Annotated in this window: 20 protein-coding genes; 8 read left to right on the top strand and 12 right to left on the bottom strand. The window is 59.8% G+C overall.

The genetic code is table 11. The features are described from left to right. Window positions 1-220 precede the first annotated feature (220 nt). Both DLM_RS19605 and DLM_RS19600 read left to right on the top strand, forming a co-directional pair. The gene (locus DLM_RS19605) at window positions 221-955 is read left to right on the top strand and encodes a helix-turn-helix transcriptional regulator (RefSeq protein ID WP_089082390.1); all 735 of its coding nucleotides are present in this window, start codon (window positions 221-223) and stop codon (window positions 953-955) included. 74 nt (window positions 956-1029) lie between these two features. Further along, window positions 1030-1893, top strand: coding sequence for a DMT family transporter (locus DLM_RS19600; RefSeq protein WP_089082389.1), 864 nt, complete (start codon window positions 1030-1032; stop codon window positions 1891-1893). A 9-nt stretch (window positions 1894-1902) separates the two neighbouring features. Here the strand turns inward: DLM_RS19600 and DLM_RS19595 are convergent, their stop codons facing one another. The 6 genes from DLM_RS19595 to DLM_RS19570 all read right to left on the bottom strand — a co-directional run bounded on the left by DLM_RS19595 (window position 1903) and on the right by DLM_RS19570 (window position 7247). After that, window positions 1903-2508, bottom strand: a complete 606-nt coding sequence (locus DLM_RS19595; RefSeq protein ID WP_089082388.1) for a LysE family translocator — start codon at window positions 2506-2508, stop codon at window positions 1903-1905. Window positions 2509-2534: 26 nt separating this feature from the next. Continuing rightward, the gene (locus DLM_RS19590) at window positions 2535-3083 is read right to left on the bottom strand and encodes a peroxiredoxin (RefSeq protein ID WP_089082387.1); all 549 of its coding nucleotides are present in this window, start codon (window positions 3081-3083) and stop codon (window positions 2535-2537) included. Between the two features lie 157 nt (window positions 3084-3240). Next, window positions 3241-4002, bottom strand: coding sequence for a DeoR/GlpR family DNA-binding transcription regulator (locus DLM_RS19585; RefSeq protein WP_420000721.1), 762 nt, complete (start codon window positions 4000-4002; stop codon window positions 3241-3243). A gap of 101 nt (window positions 4003-4103) precedes the next feature. After that, window positions 4104-4703, bottom strand: a complete 600-nt coding sequence (locus tag DLM_RS19580; RefSeq protein WP_089082385.1) for an MOSC domain-containing protein — start codon at window positions 4701-4703, stop codon at window positions 4104-4106. Window positions 4704-4710: 7 nt separating this feature from the next. Further along, entirely contained in the window at window positions 4711-5811 is a 1101-nt protein-coding gene (locus tag DLM_RS19575) for an NAD(P)/FAD-dependent oxidoreductase (RefSeq protein ID WP_089082384.1), read from the bottom strand. Further along, on the bottom strand, window positions 5811-7247 hold the full coding sequence (locus DLM_RS19570) for a PLP-dependent aminotransferase family protein (protein ID WP_089082383.1): 1437 nt from the start codon (window positions 7245-7247) through the stop codon (window positions 5811-5813). The genes DLM_RS19575 and DLM_RS19570 overlap by 1 nt, the downstream gene beginning before the upstream one ends. Before the next feature lie 114 nt (window positions 7248-7361). On the opposite strand from DLM_RS19570, the gene DLM_RS19565 reads away from it, so the two are divergent. Next, window positions 7362-8624, top strand: a complete 1263-nt coding sequence (locus DLM_RS19565) for a benzoate/H(+) symporter BenE family transporter (RefSeq protein WP_089082382.1) — start codon at window positions 7362-7364, stop codon at window positions 8622-8624. A 49-nt stretch (window positions 8625-8673) separates the two neighbouring features. Here DLM_RS19565 and DLM_RS19560 read toward each other — a convergent pair whose 3' ends face one another. After that, on the bottom strand, window positions 8674-9720 hold the full coding sequence (locus DLM_RS19560; protein WP_089082381.1) for a fimbrial protein: 1047 nt from the start codon (window positions 9718-9720) through the stop codon (window positions 8674-8676). 642 nt (window positions 9721-10362) lie between these two features. Beyond that, window positions 10363-11481, bottom strand: coding sequence for a fimbrial protein (locus tag DLM_RS19555; RefSeq protein WP_089082380.1), 1119 nt, complete (start codon window positions 11479-11481; stop codon window positions 10363-10365). A 911-nt stretch (window positions 11482-12392) separates the two neighbouring features. On the opposite strand from DLM_RS19555, the gene DLM_RS19550 reads away from it, so the two are divergent. Then, on the top strand, window positions 12393-13781 hold the full coding sequence (locus DLM_RS19550) for an aminopeptidase P family protein (RefSeq protein ID WP_089082379.1): 1389 nt from the start codon (window positions 12393-12395) through the stop codon (window positions 13779-13781). Between the two features lie 508 nt (window positions 13782-14289). Beyond that, window positions 14290-14892 carry a CBS domain-containing protein gene (locus tag DLM_RS19545; protein WP_089082378.1) on the top strand — a complete coding sequence of 201 codons (603 nt, stop codon included), beginning with the start codon at window positions 14290-14292 and terminating at the stop codon, window positions 14890-14892. Window positions 14893-14914: 22 nt separating this feature from the next. Here the strand turns inward: DLM_RS19545 and DLM_RS19540 are convergent, their stop codons facing one another. Then, the gene (locus tag DLM_RS19540) at window positions 14915-15406 is read right to left on the bottom strand and encodes an Lrp/AsnC family transcriptional regulator (RefSeq protein ID WP_197715457.1); all 492 of its coding nucleotides are present in this window, start codon (window positions 15404-15406) and stop codon (window positions 14915-14917) included. Window positions 15407-15525: 119 nt separating this feature from the next. Between DLM_RS19540 and DLM_RS19535 the strand changes: the two genes are divergently transcribed. Then, window positions 15526-16431, top strand: coding sequence for a DMT family transporter (locus tag DLM_RS19535; protein WP_167467172.1), 906 nt, complete (start codon window positions 15526-15528; stop codon window positions 16429-16431). Between the two features lie 165 nt (window positions 16432-16596). Here the strand turns inward: DLM_RS19535 and DLM_RS19530 are convergent, their stop codons facing one another. The 3 genes from DLM_RS19530 to DLM_RS19520 all read right to left on the bottom strand — a co-directional run bounded on the left by DLM_RS19530 (window position 16597) and on the right by DLM_RS19520 (window position 18458). Further along, window positions 16597-16980, bottom strand: coding sequence for a hypothetical protein (locus DLM_RS19530; RefSeq protein ID WP_089082376.1), 384 nt, complete (start codon window positions 16978-16980; stop codon window positions 16597-16599). Between the two features lie 111 nt (window positions 16981-17091). After that, window positions 17092-17979 carry a DUF2145 domain-containing protein gene (locus DLM_RS19525; protein ID WP_089082375.1) on the bottom strand — a complete coding sequence of 296 codons (888 nt, stop codon included), beginning with the start codon at window positions 17977-17979 and terminating at the stop codon, window positions 17092-17094. A gap of 26 nt (window positions 17980-18005) precedes the next feature. Next, complete coding sequence (locus DLM_RS19520) at window positions 18006-18458, bottom strand: hypothetical protein (RefSeq protein WP_145985901.1); 453 nt, start codon at window positions 18456-18458, stop codon at window positions 18006-18008. A gap of 349 nt (window positions 18459-18807) precedes the next feature. On the opposite strand from DLM_RS19520, the gene DLM_RS19515 reads away from it, so the two are divergent. After that, entirely contained in the window at window positions 18808-19860 is a 1053-nt protein-coding gene (locus DLM_RS19515; RefSeq protein ID WP_089082373.1) for an AraC family transcriptional regulator, read from the top strand. Window positions 19861-20247: 387 nt separating this feature from the next. Beyond that, complete coding sequence (locus DLM_RS19510) at window positions 20248-20493, top strand: hypothetical protein (protein ID WP_089082372.1); 246 nt, start codon at window positions 20248-20250, stop codon at window positions 20491-20493. The last annotated feature ends 13 nt before the right edge of the window (window positions 20494-20506 follow it).

Raw genomic sequence — 20506 nt, 5'->3', positions numbered from 1 at the left:
TTTGGTGCGATTGCAAAGGACCCGGCAAAGCCGGGCCTTTCGATTTACTGTCTGATTCCGCAGCCTTTCTATCTATTCCCAATTCCCCCGCCCTTGCCCTGCAAGGGAGCCTCGCTTTCCTTGCAGAAAGCGAGAGTAATCTGTGGCCACCACCCTTGTTGGTGGGCTTTTTTTGCGTGTACGTTTACGCAGCCCCGCTCCGTGCCGCTACCATGGCACCATGCCCCATCAAGACCACCTGCTGCTGGAGCTGCGCAGTTACCAGCAGGAAAGCCACCAGCATCAGCATGATTACCATCAACTGGTGCTGCCGGCGCATGGCTGTCTGGAGCTGGATGTCGAGGGCCGTGGCGGGCTGGTGCAGGCCGGCCAGTTGGCGGTAATTGCCGCGGGCAACAGCCACGGTTTTGCCGCGCCGGGTGACAATGCCTTCGTGGTGGCCAATGTGCCGGCCAGCCTGGCACCGCAACTGGCCAGCCTGCCTGCTTTTTTGCCGCTGGATGCCAGCTTGCTGGCTTATGTGGAATTTTTACGTGCCGAGCTCTCCCGCCCGGCCGCGGCAGAACACAGCCGGCGGCAGATGCTGCTGTTGCTCACCCAGTTACTGGCCGAGCGTGCCGGTGCCGACAACAAGCTGGACCGGCGGGTGGCCGCTGCCCGCGCAGTGCTGGATGTGCGCTTTGCCGAGGACATCAGCCTGGCGCAACTGGCGGCGGCGGCTCACCTGAGCGTGCGCCAGTTGTCCGAGCTGTTCCGCCGCCAACTGGGCATGAGCCCCGGCCAGTACCAGCTGGAGCAGCGCATGCAGCATGGCTGGCTGCTGCTGGAACAGGGTGGTTTGCCGGTGCAGCAGGTGGCCGAGCAGTGCGGCTATGCCAGCCTGTCCGCCTTCAGCGACCGCTTCCGCCGCCATTTCGGCATCGCCCCCAGCCATTTCCGCCATCCGGCCAAATAAGCCCGCCAGCCCGGCAAAGTCGCCGCGCACCATCCTGCCTACACTGCGGCTTTGTTTGTCAGAGAGTGTTCCCCATGCTTACCCGTCACCAGGCTACGCTGATCGGCAGCTTGTCCATTGTGCTATGGGGCAGCCTTGCGCTGCTGACCCGGCTGACTGCCGGCGTGTTTCCGCCCTTTCAGCTATTGGCCATGACCTTTGCGCTGGCCTTTGGCCTGATGCTGGCCAAATGGCTGCGCGCCGCTCAGTCGCCTATCCGCTTTCTGCGTCAGCCGCCCTTGGCCTGGGCGCTGGGAGTGGGCGGGCTGTTCGGATATCACTTTTGCTATTTTCTGGCCATGCGGCTGGCCCCGGCGGTGCAGGTCAGCCTGCTGGCCTATCTGTGGCCGCTGCTGATTCTGCTGTTTTCCGCCTTGCTGCCCGGCCATCGCCTGTCACGCTGGCATCTGTTGGGCGGCCTGCTGGCGCTGGGTGGCTGCTGGCTGTTGCTGGGTGGCGGGCAGGGTGGTTTTGCCCGCCAGTACCTGCCCGGCTACCTGATGGCCTTGCTGTGCGCGCTGATCTGGTCGCTGTACTCGGTGGCCAGCCGTCTGGTGGCACAGGTGCCGACCGATGCGGTGGGCTGGTTCTGTGCCGCAACTGCCGTGCTGGCGGCGCTGTGTCATCTGTACGGGGAAAGCACGGTATGGACTGCACCGTGGACGGCCTGGCTGGGCGTGCTGGCGCTGGGGCTGGGGCCGGTGGGCATTGCCTTCTTTACCTGGGATATCGGCATGAAGCAGGGCAATCTGCCACTGCTTGGCGTGCTGTCCTACGCCGCACCGCTGATCTCCACGCTGTTGCTGCTGGGCGCAGGCCTGGCCACACCCAGCTGGAGCCTGTTGCTGTCCTGCCTTGCCATCATCGGCGGAGCGGCGCTGGCGGCGCGGGCTGGCTGAGTGTTTGTCTTAGCGGCTGGCCAGTAACAGTGCCACACCCAGCATGATGCTGCCCGAACCACGGTCAATATTGGCCTTGGCGCGTGGCGAGCGAAACACCGCCCGGCTGGCTTCGGCCAGCAGGCCGTAGCCCAGGGTGATCAGCAGCATGGTGGCGATGATGATGCCGCACAGCAGTAAATAACTGCCAGGGCCGATGTCGGCCAGCGGAATCACATTCGGCAGCAAGGCCATATAGAAGGCCAGTGCCAGCGGGTTGGACAGCGTCATGGCCATGCCCAGACCGAATTCCAGCGACGGCTTGCCCAGACTGGCCTCGGCAGTAGTCAGTGGCTTGCCAGCCTTGCGCCATTTGTTGATGCCCAGCCATAGCAAATAGCCGACACCGGCCCATTTCAGCAGTGCAAAAGCAGGCCCGAGCACATGCAGCAGCACGGCCAGACCGAGCACTGCCGTGGTCAGCATTACCAGCTTGCCGCTAATGATGCCGACGGCCAGCGGCAGGCTGGAACGCATGCCGTGGCTGAGCGAGCGTGACAGCAAGGCGGCAATTTCCGGACCGGGTACGGCAGCGGAGCTGGCAAAAGCCAGGAAAAACAGCAGGTAGGGATTCATGCACTCTCCACGACGGGGACGCTGGCTTAGTGCCCCGCCGCCTTCCACGCTTCCAGCGCCTTCAGCGTATTGCTGACATGCTGGTCGGGGGCCATGGCGTTATAGCTGTACCACACCTTGTGATCCGGCGTGATGACATAGGAAGTACGGCTGGCATAGCTGGTGCCGGGAATCATCACCGCGTCGTAGGCTTTCATGATCTTGCGATCCTTGTCCGCCGCCACCGGGAATTTGCTGCGGCATTCGGACACGGAAAAGCGTTGCAGCTTTTCGATGTCATCGCCGGAGACGCCAATCACCGTAGCCCCCAGCGCCTTGAACTTATCGGTGGCTTCGGCAAACAGGTGGGCTTCCACCGTGCAGCCGCTGGTAAAGGCCGCCGGGTAGAAATACAGCACCACCGGGCCGTGGCTCAGCGCCTCGTTCAGCGAGTACTGAAAGCGCTTGCCGCCCAGCGAGGCTTCGGTGCTGAAGTCGCTGGCCGGGGCACCTTTGGCCAGTTCGGCCTGGGCAGTGGCGGCCAGCAGCAGGGCAGACAGGCCGATGGACAGGGTGTGGCGGGTGAATCCTGACATGTGTGGCTCCTCAACATTCGGGCTGCAACAGTTTTTGGCAGCTTGATGTGGCAGAGGTTCGTGCAGCGCGGCTGACAAAACCTCGCAGAAAATCCGGGCCTGGGCGCGCCGACGCAGACAGTACAGCCAGTACGGCAAGGCGGCTTTTTCGCGGGTCTCAGTCGGCGACAAACAACTGGGTACCTGCTTCGGCAATCACCGCTTGCATTTCCGGCGGCACCGGCTTGTCGGTAAACAGCGCATGCACCTGCGACAGATGGCCCAGTTCCACCAGCGCCGGGCGGCCGAACTTGGAATGATCCGCCGCCAGCAGCACCTGGCGCGATTGCTGGATGATGGCTTCCGAGGTGCGTACTTCACGATAGTCGTAATCGCGCAGCACGCCATCGTTTTCGATGCTGGAGATGCCGATGATGCCGTAGTCCACCTTGAACTGGCGGATCAGCTGCACCGTGGCTTCGCCGGTGATGCCGCGGTCGCGCTTGCGCAGCACGCCGCCCAGCACGATGACCTCGCAATCCGGGTAGTCGCACATCATGTCGGCCACGTGCAGGTTGTTGGTGATCACCCTGAGGCCGCGATGGCGGTGCAGTGCCTTGGCCACCTCCTCGGTGGTGGTGCCGATATTGATGAACAAGGAGGCATTGTCAGGAATCTGCTTGGCCAGCAGCGCGGCCAGGCGGCGCTTTTCCTCGATGCACAGCACCTGACGGGCGTTGTATGCCACGTTTTCCACACTGGACAGCACGCTGGCACCACCGTGATAGCGCTGCAGCAGCTGGTGTTCCGCCATCAGCGCAATGTCGCGGCGTATGGTCTGGTGGGTGACGCCAAAATGGGCGGACAGCTTTTCCACGGTGACATAGCTTTCGCGATGGACGATGCCCAGCAGTTCTTGCTGGCGCTGATTGAGAATGATCATGGTGGCGGGTCGTTTGTCAGTAGGCTGCGGTGTTGGGGGCTGTCTGATTCTACATGAGCCGCGCATTTCGCCAAATGCTGACGGCTTATGCGGTGGCTTTAATCCTGCCGGCGCAGGCGGCGGCGGAAGGCTTCGGCCATGCTCAGTTCGCGCGGGCCGGGCAGGATGCGGAAGCTTTCCCCGGCGCGCAGCGTGCCGGTTTGCAGTACCGCCAGATAAAAGCCGCAATGGCCGCTTTGCGCCATCAGCTTTACCGCCAGGCGCATGTCCATGTGCGCCTGGAACTTGAAGCAGGGCTGGCGTGGTTCGGTAATCTGCAGTCGGCAATCGGCAAATTCCAGCACATCGCCCACGTAGGCATCCTGTTCCAGCAGTCCGCTGATGGTGAGGTTTTCTCCCAGCATGCCGTGGTGCAATGTGCTGCCGGCATGGCGCGAACCATGCTGCTGGCAGGCTTGCTGCCAGAACGGGTAGTGCTCCAGCGGATAGGCGTAGATGGCCTTGGCCAGCCCGCCGTGTACGGTGGGGTCGGCCTGTTCGTCGCCCGCCAGCCCCAGCTTGCCCACCGCAATGGCCTCGGGCCGTTGCAGGGTACTGACCGGCAGCTTGTTGATGCCGCTCATGATGCGGCGGCCCTCGATCAGCATGGGGCTGACCACTGCCAGATTGATGGCGTGCAGGGTGGGGCGGTCTGTCATGTCTGCCTCAGGTGGTGTGATTGGCCATGGCACCCACCAGCGCCGCCAGCGCCAGGCAACTGGTGAGGCCGGGGGATTCAATGCCGTACAGATTGATCAGCCCGGCCACGCCGTGCTGTGCCGGGCCCTGGATGACAAAGTCGGCATCCGGCTCGCCTGGTCCTGCCAGTTTGGGGCGTACTCCGGCGTAGGCGGGCTGCAATGCACCGTCCGGCAACTGCGGCCACCAGCGGCGAATGCTGTGATAGAAGGCAGCGGCACGCGCCGGGTCCAGCCGGTAGTCCACGCCGTCTATCCATGCCACATCCGGGCCGAAGCGCGCCTGTCCGGCCAGATCCAGCGTCAGGTGGCAGCCCAGCCCGCCCGCTTCCGGCAGCGGGTAAATCAGCCGCGAGAACGGCGAACGCCCGCTGAGGCTGAAATACACACCACGGGCGTAATGGGCTGTCGGGATGGTTTCACGTGGAACACCGGCCATGCTGGCGGCAACGGCAGGTGCCCAGGCTCCGGCTGCGTTGATGACCGATCTGGCCTTGATGGTGATGCCGGCGATTTCCAGCTCCATGCCATCTGCCAGCACCCGGCCACGGCTGAGCGGGGAATGGCAGGCCAGTTGCGCGCCATGGGCTTCGGCATCGGCCAGCAGCGCTTGCAGCAAGGCATGGCTGTCCACGATGCCGGTGGAGGGGGACAGCAAGGCGGCATGGACGTTTAGTACCGGTTCCAGCGCCCGCACCCCGGCGGCATCCAGCCATTGCAGATCCTCCACGCCATTGGCGGCAGCGCGGCGGGCGATGTCCTTCAAGCGCGGCATGTCGGCAGCGGTGTTGGCCAGCAGCAGCTTGCCGATACGCTGATGCGGGATGTGCCGCTCGGCGCAATAGCGGTACAGCATGGCACGACCCTGCACGCACAGCCGCGCCTTCAGGCTGCCGGTGGGGTAATACAGCCCGGCATGAATCACCTCGCTGTTGCGGCTGCTGCAATGTTGGCCAATCTGGCCTTCGGCCTCGCAAATCAGCACTTCGCGCCCGGCCATGGCCAGTTGGCGGGCAATGGCCAAGCCCACCACGCCGGCACCTATCACCACGCAATCCACCTGCTCCATTACTGCCGTCCGGCCAGTTGTTCTGCTGCCAGCCAGCCCAGCAAGTGAATGTCCTCGGCCAACTGGGTGGACCAGGGCTGGCCGCAGTTGATGCGCAGGCAGTGGCCAAAACGCGGCTCGGCGGAAAACACCAGACCGGGGGCAAAGCTGATGGAGCGGGAGAGCGCCGCTTCCAGCAGGGCCTGGCTGTCCAGCCCTTCCGGGCCTTCCACCCACAGCAGCATGCCGCCTTGTGGCCGCCGGACGCGGGTGCCGCGCGGGAAGGCGTCCAGCACCGCATCGCTCAGTTGTTCCATTTGCTGTTTCAGCTGCTGGCGGATGCGCTGGCTGATGCGGGCGTAGTCGCCGCTGGCCAGCATCTCGGACAATACCGCCAGCAAGATGGCCGGGCTGACCAGGCTGCTGCTTTCGCGCAGCCGTTCCAGCGCGGCATGGTGCCGCCCGCCGGACAGCCAGCCCAGGCGGAAGGCCGGGGCAAAACTCTTGGTGAAGGACGAGCAGTAAATCACGTCGCCGTCACGGTCCCAGGCCTTGAGCGGAGCCGGGTGCTGGTTGCCGAAATACAGCTCGCCAAACACATCGTCCTCGATGATGGTGAGGCCGTGGCGGCGCGCCAGTTGCAGCAGGCGCTTTTTGTTGTCGTCCGGCATCAGCGCGCCGGTGGGGTTCTGGAAGTTGGTCACTGTCACCAGGCATTTCACCGGCGCGCCGTGGCGCAGGGCAAATTCCAGCGCCTCCAGCGACAGCCCGGCATCCGGCGTGCAGGGAATCTCCAGCGCCTTCAGGCCCAGTGTCTGCAGGGTTTGCAGCAGGCCGAAGTACACCGGGGTTTCCACCGCCACCACATCGCCCGGACGGGTGAGGTGGCGCAGCGACAGGCTGATGGCCTCGGTGATGCCCTGGGTGAACAGGATGTGCTCGGCCGGAATATCCAGTTGCCAGCCAGCGGCCAGTCGGCGTATTTGCTGGTATAGCTGTTGCTGGTCGGCGGTGGGCAGGTAAGCGCCAATCAGCTCCGGCTGGCGGGCCAGCCGCATTTGCATGCGCCGGGACAATTCCTGTGCCGGATACAGGCTGTGGTGCGCCTCGGCCATATGCAATTGCTGACGGGTGGAGGACGCCGACAGGCGGATCAGATTGCTCATGCGGCTGTCCACGTCCACCAGTGCGGCGGCGGTGGGGCCGGGCAGGGTGGCATGGCGATGTTCCGCCACATGACGCGGCAAGGCCGCAAAGAAACCGCTGCGCGGACGTGCCACCACGCGCTGTTGTTCTTCCAGATAGCGATAGGCCGCCAGTGCCGTCAGCGTGTTGACGCCGTGTTCGGCCGCCAGTTGACGCACGGCGGGCAGGCGGCTGCCCGGCGGCCATTCGCCACTGTCCAGCCGCGCTTGCAGTTGGCGGGCGATATGCAGGTAGAGCGGAGTATCGGTCATCGCTGTTGTATATAACAGATTCAGCCCAGTCTACGCTGTTTGCCCGCCGTGTGGGAAGGCAGACCGGCCGGCATTGTTTACCCTGTGTGCATTGATGCCATCTGGAGTTCATCCATGTCCACGCTTTCCCCGCGAGAGTCCGCTGCCAGCCAGACGCATGCTGATCGTGTGCCGTTCAGCTGGTCCCATTTCTCGCCTTCGGCCGGGCTTGCCGCAGTGCTGGCACTGCTGGTGGGTTATTCCGGCCCCTTTCTTATCATTGTGCATGCCGCCCAGTCTGCCGGGCTGAGTGCCGCCCAGCTTGGCTCCTGGGTGTGGGCGGTGTCCATTGCCTCCGGTGTGGCCGGTATCTGGCTGACGCTGCGCTGGCGCGTGCCGGTGATTACCGCCTGGAGCACGCCCGGTGCGGCGCTGCTGCTGGCCGCGCTGCCCGGCGTGCCGTATGGCGAGGCAGTGGGAGCGTTTCTGGCCGCTGCCGTCATTGTCACCTTGGTGGGGGTGAGCGGTGCCTTCGACAAGCTGATGAAGATTTTCCCGGCCTCGCTGGCTGCCGCCATGCTGGGTGGCATCCTGTTCCACTTTGTTGCCGACGTGGCCGGGGAGGCCAGCCAGCAGGCGCTGCTGGTGGTGCCGATGACGGTGCTGTTCTTCATCGGCCGCAAGCTGTTTCCACGCTTTGCGCTGCTGGCCGCCATTGGCCTGGGGCTGGCCATTGCCAGTTGGCAAGGCATGTATGGTACGGCGGGTAGCTGGCAGGGCAGCAGCGGCCCCTTGTTCACCATGCCGCAGTGGTCGTGGACGGCCTTCGTCAACCTGGCCTTGCCGCTGGCACTGCTGGCGCTCACCAGCCAGTTTCTGCCCGGCATGGCGGTGCTGTCTGCTTCCGGTTATCACATTCCGGCCCGTTCGCCCGTTACCGTGCTGGGGCTGGCCTCGGTCATCACCGCCCCGCTGGGCGGGCATGGCGTGACGCTGGCGGCCATCATCGCCGCCATCTGCACCGGGCCGGAAGCCCACCCGGACCCGCAACGCCGCTATATGGCCGGACTGGTGTGCGGTGCGCTCTACATCGTGCTGGGCATTGCCGGTGGCGCACTGGCCGGCCTGGTGCTGCTGCTGCCCAAGGCGCTGGTGGTGACTGCCGCCGGACTGGCGCTGTTCGGCACACTGGCCTCATCGCTTACCGCCGCCTTGATGGACGAAGGCCACCGCGAAGCCGCCTTGCTCACCTTTGTGGTGGCTGCATCGGGTGTCACCATCGCCGGGCTGGGTTCACCGCTGTGGGCGGTGTTGGCCGGGGGCAGCGTAAGCTGGCTCTTGAAGGCGCGCCCCAAAAGCACGCCGGCCAGCAAGCCGGTGATGCAGGGAAAAAACTGAGCGTTGAGTCAGAAAAAAAATGGCCGCCTGCATGGGCAAGCGGCCATTTTTATTGGTAGGACAGGGTGAAGGTGGCGGTGGATTTCAAAGAACCTGCCTTCAACGCACCGGTACGAATATACGATGCGGTAAACGGGAAGGTTTGCGTGCCAGCAAGGTTGGAGTTCAGCATAATCTGTCCAGTAGCGCCGGGCTCGGCAGAGTCAGGGCCAAAGCTGATGATTTTACCGTTGTATTGCAATTGAATGCCCACGCCTTCAGCGATGGAGGTAGCGTCCGGAGTTAGAACATTTGTAGTTTGGCCAATTTTGTTATTGTCGGTAAAGGTAATGTTCAGATTGGTATTGTTCGGGCAATTAATCGTCAGGCTGAATGGCGTGCTGCCTGCACGACTATTGATGCTGGGCAAGGCATTGCTGTATATCTTTGGAAGATTGATATTGCTAATGCTGGCTGATTGTAAGCTGCAGGTGTTGACAGTCATATTAAATGGATAGGATGACTGGTAGGTAAGTACGAGTGTCATAGTGGTATCCCATTCATTATATTCTCTTAATCCAAAATTATTTCTGAAAATGGTTATGTTGGTGGCATTGCTGATGGTGCCAATCCGGTAAAGCTGGAAATGGAGTTTGGCATTGAATGACATAGTATTTTTACCGCTGACAGGTATTTTGCAGGTGACAAAGGGAACCCAATAAATTCCATTTCCCAAGCAAAAGTTAGTGGGTTCTAATCCAATCGTGTAGCCAATGCCAGGAACGCTGGTTGTATAAATATTCTTTCCCATGATCACGCTTGAGCTGATCCCTTGATCAGCTACTGTTCGATATGCAAGGCCAGGGTTTTCGGTGCCGGTGGCCTTGCACGAGCCTAGTGATTGCTCTGGCGTAATGATTTCACTGCCAATCTTACCTTTCAGTGGAATATTGTTTACATTGAAATTAAGGTCCGGAATACGAATGATGACTTCACCTCCTGTACAGGTGGCATAAGCTGTTTGTGCAATAAAAATAGACATCGTAATTAATATAAAAAGATAATTTGTGTTACGTAGCAAAACTATACCGACGGAGCGGCATATAGAATGCTTCATATGGTTTCCTTTTAATTGTGTTTAATGTGAAATATTGTGATTTCATTGATGGGGCAAGGGGGCTTGTCAGCGTGTTTTATTTGATTTTGCCAAGGCGGGTTGAATTTTTTAATTTTAGTTAGATTGAATTATGCAAAGTCGGTGATTTTTCCTGAAAAATATTGGACAATTCTTGATTGTCGCAAATTGACTAGTGGTTAATGCACCAGAGTAGTGGCTAATTTGGTATGGAGTGAGAAATTTGCGATATCGCACGCAATAAACTGCCATGTGGCATGGTGCTTGTATTGATGGAGTAGCCGGGTAAAGAAGTATGAGCGATGTTTTCTGCGGACACCTGCCAACAGCACCGTAGCGTGCTGCAGCAGTCCATGCCGGAAAGACTGTTGTTGTTTGTCGGCAATGTGGATATACGGATGAACTTCCGCGACAGCATCTTTTGCCTCTGTGCAGGATTCCCGCTTTGCTTATTTCTTTGACCAGACCCCGCCGGGCACGGCGGTGCTGGCCGGTGGCAGCACAAGCTGGCTCTTGAAGGCGCGCTCCGAAAGCACGCTGGCCAGTAAGCCGGTGATACAGGGTAAAAACTGAAAATTGTGCCAGACAAAGCAATGGCCGCCTGCATGTGCAAGCGGCCTTTTTTTATTGGTAGGACAGGGTAAAGGTGGCAGCGGATGTCAAAGAGCCTGGCTTGAGGGACGCTCCGGTACGAATATACGATGCGGTAAACGGGAAAGTTTGCGTGCCGGCAAGATTGGAATTCAGCACAATCTGTCCCGTAGTGCCGGGCTCGGCAGAGTCTGGGCCAAATTTGATGATATTACCGTTGTATTGTAATTGAATACGCACGCCCTGGGCGATGGATGACAAAGTTGGGGTCAGCATCGTACCGGTATTGTTGCGATTATTATTATCGGTGAAGGTGATGTTAAGATTGGTAAGACTGGGGCAGTTGACAATGATATTAAAATTAGTATTACCAGCCCGACTACCTCGGCTGGGTAAGGAAGTAATAGATATGGTGGGAAGCTTAATATCACGGATGCTGGAACTTAGTAGTTTGCATGTGCTTGCAGTAACCGAAAATGATGGCGAACTGGGGGATGACATGAAATATCCACCTTGTCCATTGGTTGCATTGGTATATTCTGTGAAAAGGCCATAATTAGGCCTTGGCAAAGATGTGGGACCATTGGTGATGGTTGGGCTTATTTTATATAAAATATAATGAAATCTACCCATATAATTATAATCCTTATTAAGATATAGGCTATCATCGCAAACCGGCTTGGCTAGATTGCTGAAACTGCCAGTCATCCATACTGTACCGACGGATGTGCAGAAATTAGTTGGCTCAAACCCAAATGCGAAACCAATGCCTGGATTGTTTGTTTTGTATATATTTATTCCATTTACTGAGGTAACGGCAGTATTGGGTGCGGTCCAAAGATTAAATCTTCTTACCGCGTCGCTTGCATTGCAACTGACTGCGATATTGGTATCTGAGGTGAATTCGCTTCCAATTTGTCCGTTGACGGGAATGCTGTTTAAATTGAGAGCGATATTAGGAATGGATGTTTTAATATTCATGGAGGGGCTGCAAGAAGCAAATGCAGGTGCAGCATACAAGAAAGTAAGTAATATTATCAGGTGTGTAGAATAAATTTTTTTCTTTACAAGAGCATGAAAAACTACTGCCAGTTTGAATGGGCGTATGAGTATGCTAATGCTACAGGTTTTTACGAGATAAGTAATATTCATTTTGTATGTCCTCAATGCCGTCGTTACAATGGAAAGTCATCCTCACGCTGAAGTACTGGTCAATTAAGTATAATAATAGATTATTTAAATTAAGCATGCTTAACAGTAATAAATATTTGTCACTATTGTCGTGGAAATTATTATTCATTTTTGAGAAATGATATTGTTGAGACTATGCCACGCTGAATGGCTTGGTTTGTTAGTCGGTAACAGAGGCCAGTTTGATCTGGCTGATGTTAACTGCAACTACAGAGTCAGCACTAAAGAAAATGAAGGCAGCTAAGGTAGCGTAACAGCATGCCGATGCCTTTGGCTGTAGAATTGTTTTCCGGGGTTAGTGCAACCCGTTTGAGTGATATTGTTATCATCAGTAAAGGTAATTGCCAATGCATTTTGACTTGGACAATTAACGGTTAACCAAAATGGTGTCTGCACCACTGGTGCTGTTGGTTTTTGGCAAGGACTTGCTGCTGATCATGGGTAAACTGGACGCTACATGTTGCATTGGTGATAGCAAAGTTATTAACTTGCCCCTTTGTTTGATCTGGGGCCACTATCTAGCTAGGGATATAAACTAGCATGCGTGTTTTATAACCAAATTATGACAATATTTTAATTTTAATGAAATTATCATCGCCATTTGTGTTAATTCAATAAGAAAATTCTTATTAAATTTTGGATATTGCACAAATATCGGTAGTGACAGGCCAACTGTTGGCAATGATGCTGTGATTTTTGTGCTGTTCACTGCACGGGCATGGGAAGAAGCGTGACTGCACTGGTCATGTTCAGGCTGGCCGTGTACAGTGTCTGTTCTGTATACAATCCGCAGTTTGTGCGATTTTCCGCCATAAAATGCCAGCTAGCCGGCACTTGCGCTGATGGTATGGCCAGATAAAGGAGGGTAAGTGATGTTTTCTGCTGCTACCTATCAGCAGCGCCGTAGTGCGCTGCAGCAGTCCATGCCGGACAGCCTGTTATTGTTTGTCGGCAATGTGGATTCGCCGATGAACTACCACGACAACATCTTTCCCTTTGTGCAGGATTCCAGCTTCCGCTACTTCTTTGGCCAGAACCAGCCGGGCATGGCGGCTCTGATCGACACTGCCGCAGGCACTACCACCTTGTTCGGTAGTGAGCCGGAGGTGGCCGACATTGTGTGGACCGGGCCGCAGCCCACGCTGGCCGAGCGTGCTGCCACTGCCGGCATCAGCCACAGCCAGCCTTATGCCGCGCTGGAGCAGGCCGTGGCCGCAGCCCGTGCCGCCGGGCGCACTGTGCATTATCTGGCCCCCTACCGTGGCGAGACCAAGCTGGAGCTGGGCCGCCTGCTGGCTGTGCATCCGGCCGAGGTGGCGGCTGGGTTTTCCCCTGCGCTGACCCGTGCGGTGGTGGCGCTGCGTGAAATTAAGAGCGCGGAAGAGGTGGCGCAAATGGAAGCCGCGCTGGCGGTGACCGGAGCCATGCACGTGGCAGCGATGCAGGCTTCGCGTCCGGGCGTGGTGGAGCATCAGGTGGTGGGCATCATGGAAGGCATCATGCGCCGTCACGACTGGCAGTTGGCTTATCCTTCCATTTTCTCGCGCCGGGGCGAGGTGCTGCACAACCATGCCCACGACAATGTGCTGCAAAAGGGCGATCTGGTATTGAACGATACCGGCTGTAGCTCGGGCGGCGGCTATGCCAGCGATATCACCCGCACCTTCCCGGTGGGCGGGCGTTTCAACCAGCAACAGCGCGAGTTGTACAACATTGTGCTGGACATGCAGTTGCAGGCCATTGCCGCCATCAAGCCGGGCGTGCGCTACCTGGATGTACACAAGCTGGCCGCAGCGGTGATGGTGGAGGGTATGCGTGCGCTGGGCTTCTTCCATGGCCCGGTGGAGGAGATTGTCGAATCGGGTGCTTATGCCATTGCCTTCCCGCACGGCCTGGGGCATCAGATCGGCATGGACGTGCATGATATGGAAGGGCTGGGCGAGGAGCTGGTGGGCTATGACGACAGCGTGCAGCGCAGCCCGCTGTTCGGCCTGGCTTATCTGCGGCTGGGCAAGGCATTGAAAGCCGGCATGGTGCTGACGGTGGAGCCGGGCATTTATTTCATTCCGGCACTGATTGCCGCCTGGCAGGCCGAGGGCCGGCACAGCCAGTACATCAACTACGCGCGCTTTGCCGACATGAGCGGGTTTGGCGGCATCCGCATTGAAGACAATGTGCTGGTGACGGAAACCGGCAGCCGGGTGCTGGGCGAACCGATTCCCAAAACCGTGGAAGAGCTGGAAGCCATCATGCAGATGTAAGCCTGGCCGCGTGTGGTGCCGCGCATGCCAACCGCCCCGAGGGGCGGTTCAGGCGGCTGACAACGTGATGTGGTGCGATTGCACCGGGCCCGGCAAAGCCGGGCCTGTCGATTAAGCTGTTTCTTCCGCCGCCTTCCCATCTATTCCCTATCCCTCCACCCTTACCCGGTACGGGCGCTTCGCTTTGTTTGCTGAAAGCGAGTGGGGCGAGTCAATAATCTGAACCGGCCCGAGCGGCGGTTTGGGTTTGGCAGCATCTGCTTGCCGCACTGTCAGCCGAAAGTTTTACTTCCCCGCGCATGCCCGCAGCGCCGCAACACAAATTTGCAGCTTGGGCGCAACGGCGGCCTTGCATCTGAAAAATCCTGCCTAGAATGAAATCTGGACCGGGGTGGGGGAGACAGCCACGGTTCAGTCCGTCAGCGACGTGTCAGCCTGCCTGCCGCGCCACTGTGACCAGGCCTTGCCGCCTAGCCAGACAACAACATCGATCCAGCTGGAGAGTCACATGGAAACCACATTTCAAGCGCTGCCATCCATGGCCATGCCAAAACATACCGATCTGGTTCATCTGGACCAGCGCCCACAGCGGCCCATCAATCTGAAGAGTCCGGCACTGGAGGTAATGACCGATCTGCGCATCATCGACCCGGTCAGCATTGGTGAGGATGAGATTTTGCGTCACGCCCATAATCTGATGATCAGCCGTGGCATTCGCCTGCTGTTTGTTCAGGACGACGAAAGCAGGCTGGTGGGCCTGATTACCGCCTCGGACATCCTGGGGGAGCGCCCGGTGCAGTGCATGCTGGAGCATGGCAAGCGTCACAGCGAAGTGCTGGTGCGTGATGTGATGACCCCGCGCAGCGAGCTGGAAATGCTGTCGCTGGCCGATGTGCAGCACGCCACTGTCGGCCACATGGTGGCCACGCTCAAGCAGCAGGGACGTCAGCATGCGCTGGTGGCCGAGCTGGACCTGAACACCGGCCATTACCAGTTGTGTGGCATGTTCTCGTCTTCGCACATGGCGCGGCGGCTGGGCATGCCGCTCAATTTCATGCGCGTGCCGCAGGCGCTGTCGGAGATCCAGCACGCCTTGCTGCACGAGGGCTGATTTAACCGGGCGGGTCCGGGCTTCAGCCGCCGTCGCCTGCCATGTCCTGCGGTATCGCGGTGCTGTACTTGGTGGTTTCCATCACCACCAGCGATTCAAACTCGCGCACATTGTCATTGCTCATGATGTGTTCGCGGCAAAAGCGCTCGTAATCGCCCATGTCGCGCACCAGCACCACCAGCACAAAGTCCGGTCGCCCGGTCACGTGGTAGCACTCCACGACTTCCGGCGCGGCGCGGATGGCCTGCTTGAAGGCATCCACCAGCGCAATGCGTTCGCGCTCCAGAATCACGTTTACCACCAGCCGCAGTGGCCGTCCCAGTACTGCCGGGTCTACCAGCGCCACTTCGCGGCGGATGATGCCCTCGCTGCGCAGCCGTTTGAGCCGCCGGGTGACGGCGGTGGGCGACAGGCTGACCGCTTCGGCCAGCTCATCGTGGGTGCGGCGGGCATCGTCCTGCAGCAGGGCCAGCAGTTTACGGTCGTAGCTATCCAGCACCATTTCATTCGCCATATCAGAAATCCTGCATTAATTTTCTGAAAACTTCAGTTTGCGTGCATTCTCGCGCAGTAAAACGCAGCGCTGCAAGCATGAGGGCTGCCTACACTGGCTGCATCTTCAGGAGATGTACCATGTCGGCTGCCAGTACCCCCCTCAACCCCTTTCTGTCCCGCACCGCCGCGTCAGCGCGCTGGCTGCCCATGCTGCTGTTTGCCGCGCTGGTGACGCTGTGGGCTTACAACTATGTGGTGATGAAGCAGACCTTGCAGGCCACCACGCCGATTACCCATCTGATCCTGCGTACCACGCTGGGCAGCCTGACCCTGTTTGGCGTGCTGCTGGCGCGTGGCCGTGCCATCCGGCTGCAGCGCCTGGCGCAGGCGGCGCAAGTGGGCTTGAGCACCACCTGTTTGTACAGCCTGTCCATTACCCTGGCGCTGGTGGCGGGGGCGGCCGGGCGGACTTCGGTGCTGGTGTTCACCATGCCGTTCTGGGTGGCGTTGTTATCGCGCTGGTTGCTGGCCGAACCGTTTGGCCGTCGCAGCCGGCAGGCGTTGCTGGCCGGCTTTGGCGGGTTGATGCTGATTGTGGCGCCCTGGCAGTGGCGCGGCGGGGTGCTGCCCATGTTGCTGGCGGTGCTGGCCGGTTTCTTCTGGGCTTTGGGTTCGGTGCTGAGCAAGCGGGCCACGCGCTGTGGCCAGCTCGACAGCCTGAATTTTTCGGCCTGGCAGGCCTTGATTGGCTTGCTGCCGATTCTGGCCCTGTGGCCGTGGGCGGATTTTGCCCATATTCATTGGTCCGGCGCTTTTGTGCTGGGCCTCTTGTATGCCGGGGTGTTGTCCAGCGCGGTGGGCTGGCTGGTCTGGTTGTGGCTGCTCAAGCGTTTGCCTGCCAGCACGCTCAGCTTCAATGCGCTGGTGATACCGCTGCTGGCGGTGGCCATGGCCGCGCTGCAACTGGGGGAATGGCCATTGGCGCGCGAGCTGGCCGGCATGCTGCTGGTGGGGGTGGGGATTGTGCTGATTGCCCGGCGCTGAGTCTGGCATGCCATGGCCGGTGCATGGCGTGGATCGCCGGATGTCGGCGGTGGCCGCGCAGCACTGGCCGTGGCGGGCCATGGTTAGACAGCAGGCCGTCCCGCACAGGCCAGGACTGGCCGGCGGGTGGCCTGCAACTCAGCCCTGTCGCGGTTTGCCGCGGGGTCAGACCACCAGAGAAATCAGGGTCCCTACCGTCACCGCCGCCGCTGCCCAGCGTCCGGCGGTGAAATAGCTGTTGTCGGTCTGGCTGGGTGCGGGGGCGGTGTCTGCTGCAGCCGGGTCCGGCAGGTTCAGCACGCCATAGGTAAAGGATTTCACCGCCGATGGCGCGTTGTCGTCCGTGCTGGCGGCATCGCTGCTGTTGGCGGCATCCTCGGCCTTGGCCTTGCTTTGCAGTTTTACGATGGTGGATGGTGTGGCCGTGCTGGTCTTGCCATCCTTGTCCAGCGTGGTGCCGTCCTTGCCTACCCTGGCGGCGGCTTTGCCGCTGCCTGGCAGTGTGCTGGTGGCGCTATTGTTTACCGCGTTTGTTTTGCTGATATCCATCACGGCCTCGCTGCCTACAAATGATGATCGGATGCTTCATTATCGGCATGGTGCAGCGGCGACATGAGGGGCGCGGATGTAAAGATGGGGTAAAGAAAGGTTAAGCCCTGACTAGTCCAATTGCTGCACCGTATCGCCGGCAGCCGGGCTGCAGTCAGCCGGCATGTCATCCCAGCCGTGGTGAGTGATCAGGGTCTTGCCACGCAGGCAAACCTGGATGCGTTCGGTCCCGTCCGCCTGCTGGCGCACAAAACCTTCAATTGCCGAGGGCAGGCTCACCTGGTAGCGGTTTGCCGCCAGCTCGCTGTCCGGGTGGTCGCCATTGTGTACCAGTGGCACCACATTGGCCGCCCACACCATATAGCGGTGTTTCACGTCGACCGTATCCGGACGATAGCCCTGCTGTTGCAGCCAGTCCTGTGCCTGCTTGCGGCCATCGCCTTGGCGCGGCAACTGTCCCCAGGCGTGGGCCAGCAGCTCCACCAGCCACTGGTTGCAGTTTTGGTAGCGGGTGGAAAAGGGATAGGCGTTGGCGCTGTAATCCGCCCCCAGCAGTTGCAGCGACAGCTTGTTGTCCAGCGCGGCCTCCACCAGTTGTGCTTCCTGTTTGGCGGGCAGCAGCAGGATGGACAGATAGACATTACTGCCTTGCGGCTGGTCGATCAGAAAACCCGGCAGGCCCTGGTCGTACAGATGCGGGCGCTGTTCGTCACAGGCGTAATACAACTGGCGTACCGACCAGGGCGAGTTGGGATTGTGGCGCAGGCTGATGCCGGCATGGGACAGGCGGATATGAAAGCGCTCCAGGTCCAGCCCGGAGCGCGAGATGATGGCCGCCTGGTGGCCGGATTCATCCAGCAGTTGGCGCACCTGCTGGCTGAACAGCAGCAGGTCGCTCTTGCGTGCCACGCTCTGCTGGGAGGACTGCTCGCAAAACAGCAGGGACGAGGCAACAGCCTGACTGGCCAGTGTGGCCGAGCAGGCAAGCAGCCCTGCCATGAGCAGGGCTTTGAGGCGCGGGAAAATCAGGAAACCACCTTGGGCTGAACTTCAGACTTCCAGGCCTGATCCAGCAGCAGGGCAAACGGCTGCTGCTGGTCGGCGCGGGCAAAGGCCAGGCCATAAGCCTGCTTTTGCGCGTGTACGATCTGGCCTACTTCCACGCCGCCCCGTTTTACATCCGCTTGTGCCACGAATAGGTTGAACGGCTCGGTGGTATTGGTGGCGGCAAGCGGTACCAGCGTCAGTTGGGTCTTGCCCGGCTGGTCGGCCTGGGCCACGGCCACCACCTTGTAGTCGCCTTCCGCGATATTGCCGATGGCCTTGGAGGAGTTCTGCAAGGAGGTGGACACACTGCCAACGGTGGCGCTGACGCTATCGGAAACCGACAGCAGCGACACGGCGGCATTGGCCTGGCCACACAGCAGGCCCAGCATCAGGAAGCAGGAGGAGGCAACGGTTTTCTTCAGTGTGATCATGGTATTGGCTTTATCCATCCAGAACGGAATCTTGCTCAGAGAAAGGTCATTGCCGTATCAGCCCGCAGGGGGTGATCGCGCTGCCGGCAAGCGGCAGTGGCAAGATGGTGTCTGCGTCTGCCGGCCTGGCCGGTCGCGAGTTCAGACTGTGTGTGCCCGCGTATTGTTCCGGCCATTTGGCAGGATATACAAGTAGTTTTACAAAATTTGATGCGCTGTCTTGCCGTGATGGCCTGCGCTGGGCTCACTTGCCGGACCGGCATCAAGTCGGCAAGATCACAGCCTTGTCCGCTGATGAATGCAGCCGGTCCTGCCGCTCCGGCCAATCGTGCAATGCGAAGGATGATACATGACGCGGTCCGCCAGTTCTGCCAATGTTGCCCAGCCGGTTGACGATAGTGCATCCAGCCGCCCCGTGTCGCTGCATGCCATTGTCACCACGGTGAATGTATTGGCCGAGCAGGGCATTGCCGCAGCCGAGGTGCTGGCCGGCAGCGGCATTCCACCAGAACGCCTGCTGGAGCCGGCCCGGCTGATCAACCATCATCAGGAACTCACGGTGTTCGACACCGCCCGCCGCCTGTCGCAGGATGATGCCCTTGGCCTGCGGCTGGGCCATGCCATGCATACCTCCAACTACGGCATTCTGGGTTACACCATGCTGGTCAGTCCTACCCTGCGGGTGGCACTGGAAACCGCCATCCGTTTTCCCCTGCTGCTGGCCAGCTATTTCACCCTGCGGCTGGAGGTGCGCGACAAGGAAGCCTGGCTGATTGCCGATGATTATCGCTACCGCGCGGATCTGCTCAGTTTCAATGCCGAGATGTGCCTGTCCTCGATGTGGACCATCGCCCGTGACTGCATGGGGGTGCGCTGGTCGCCCAAGGCGGTACACATGCGCTTTCCCCAGCCTGCGCATGCCGGGCTTTATCCGGCCATTTTTGGCCAGGGCGGCCGCTTTGCCATGACGGAAAACGCACTGCTATTCCCAGCCAAATGGTTGGACCGGCCGCAGCCGCTGGCCGATGCCGTCAGCTTTCACATGGCGCTGGAGCAATGTCAGCGCCAGCAGGAGCAGTGGGCCAGCAGCCATGGCTCGGCGCTGGTGGCGCGGGTGCTGCGGCTGATCCAGTCCGACCCGGTGCGCTTTGCCCGGCTGGACGAGCTGACCGCCACCTTGCACATGTCCGAGCGCACCCTGCGGCGCAAGCTGGCGGCGCTGGGAACCTCCTTCCAGGCCTTGCTGGATCAGGCACGGCACCAGCAAGCACTGCATCTGCTGCAGGAAACCAGCTTGTCCATCAGCATGATTGCCGAGCGGCTGGGTTTTGCCGAATCGGCCAGTTTCCGCCACGCCTTTGCCCGCTGGACCGGCAAGCGACCCTCCGATTTGCGGCGCTGATACCGTCGCGCTGGTCTGCCTGGCCGCCCCGGTCTGCGCGGCTGTCGGACAGCAGGCCAGCCCTGTCTGGAATGGCCTGTCCAAACCGGCAGGCGTTGTTGGCGATGCGCTTCGCACGGCATTTTTGGCCGTAATTATCCCTTAGTTGACCGCTATGTATCTTTCCGCTGCCGGGCTTGTTGGCAGAATGAATAAAAAAAAGACGGACCACTCCGAGCATCTGACCAAACCTGTTACACCCCAGCCAGGGTGATTGTCCGGCCGTTGTCATGGCCGGGCCTGCAGGACGGTTCATCTTGCTCGCAATGCCAGCCCGAGCGGCAGCCCCGTGCTGCCATCGCTCGCGGCGGTGCCATGTCCGATCACACAAAACGGAGGAGAAACCGCATGCGCAAGGAAGATGTTGCCGCTATCCCGATGGCGGTAAACCCGGCCCGCCAGCACCGCTGGCCCGTGGCCGACACCCTGAGCCGTAACGCCACTGTGCTGGGCGCACACCTCATCCGGCGGCCCGCGCTGTGGGAGTGCCATCCGGCTACACCCGCTTTTTCCCCACCGACCATCGCCTCGCAACAGACATCGCCACCCGGCATATTCGATGCCACCGGCCGGGTGCGCTCGGCCCCAGGCTGACGCTGCCCGGCCT

Origin of the sequence: Aquitalea magnusonii (genome assembly GCF_002217795.2) — a bacterium.
GTDB classification, from domain to species: Bacteria; Pseudomonadota; Gammaproteobacteria; order Burkholderiales; family Chromobacteriaceae; genus Aquitalea; species Aquitalea magnusonii_B.
The sequence above is the reverse complement of the archived record's forward strand: the minus strand, read 5'-3'. Positions and strand labels throughout refer to the sequence as shown.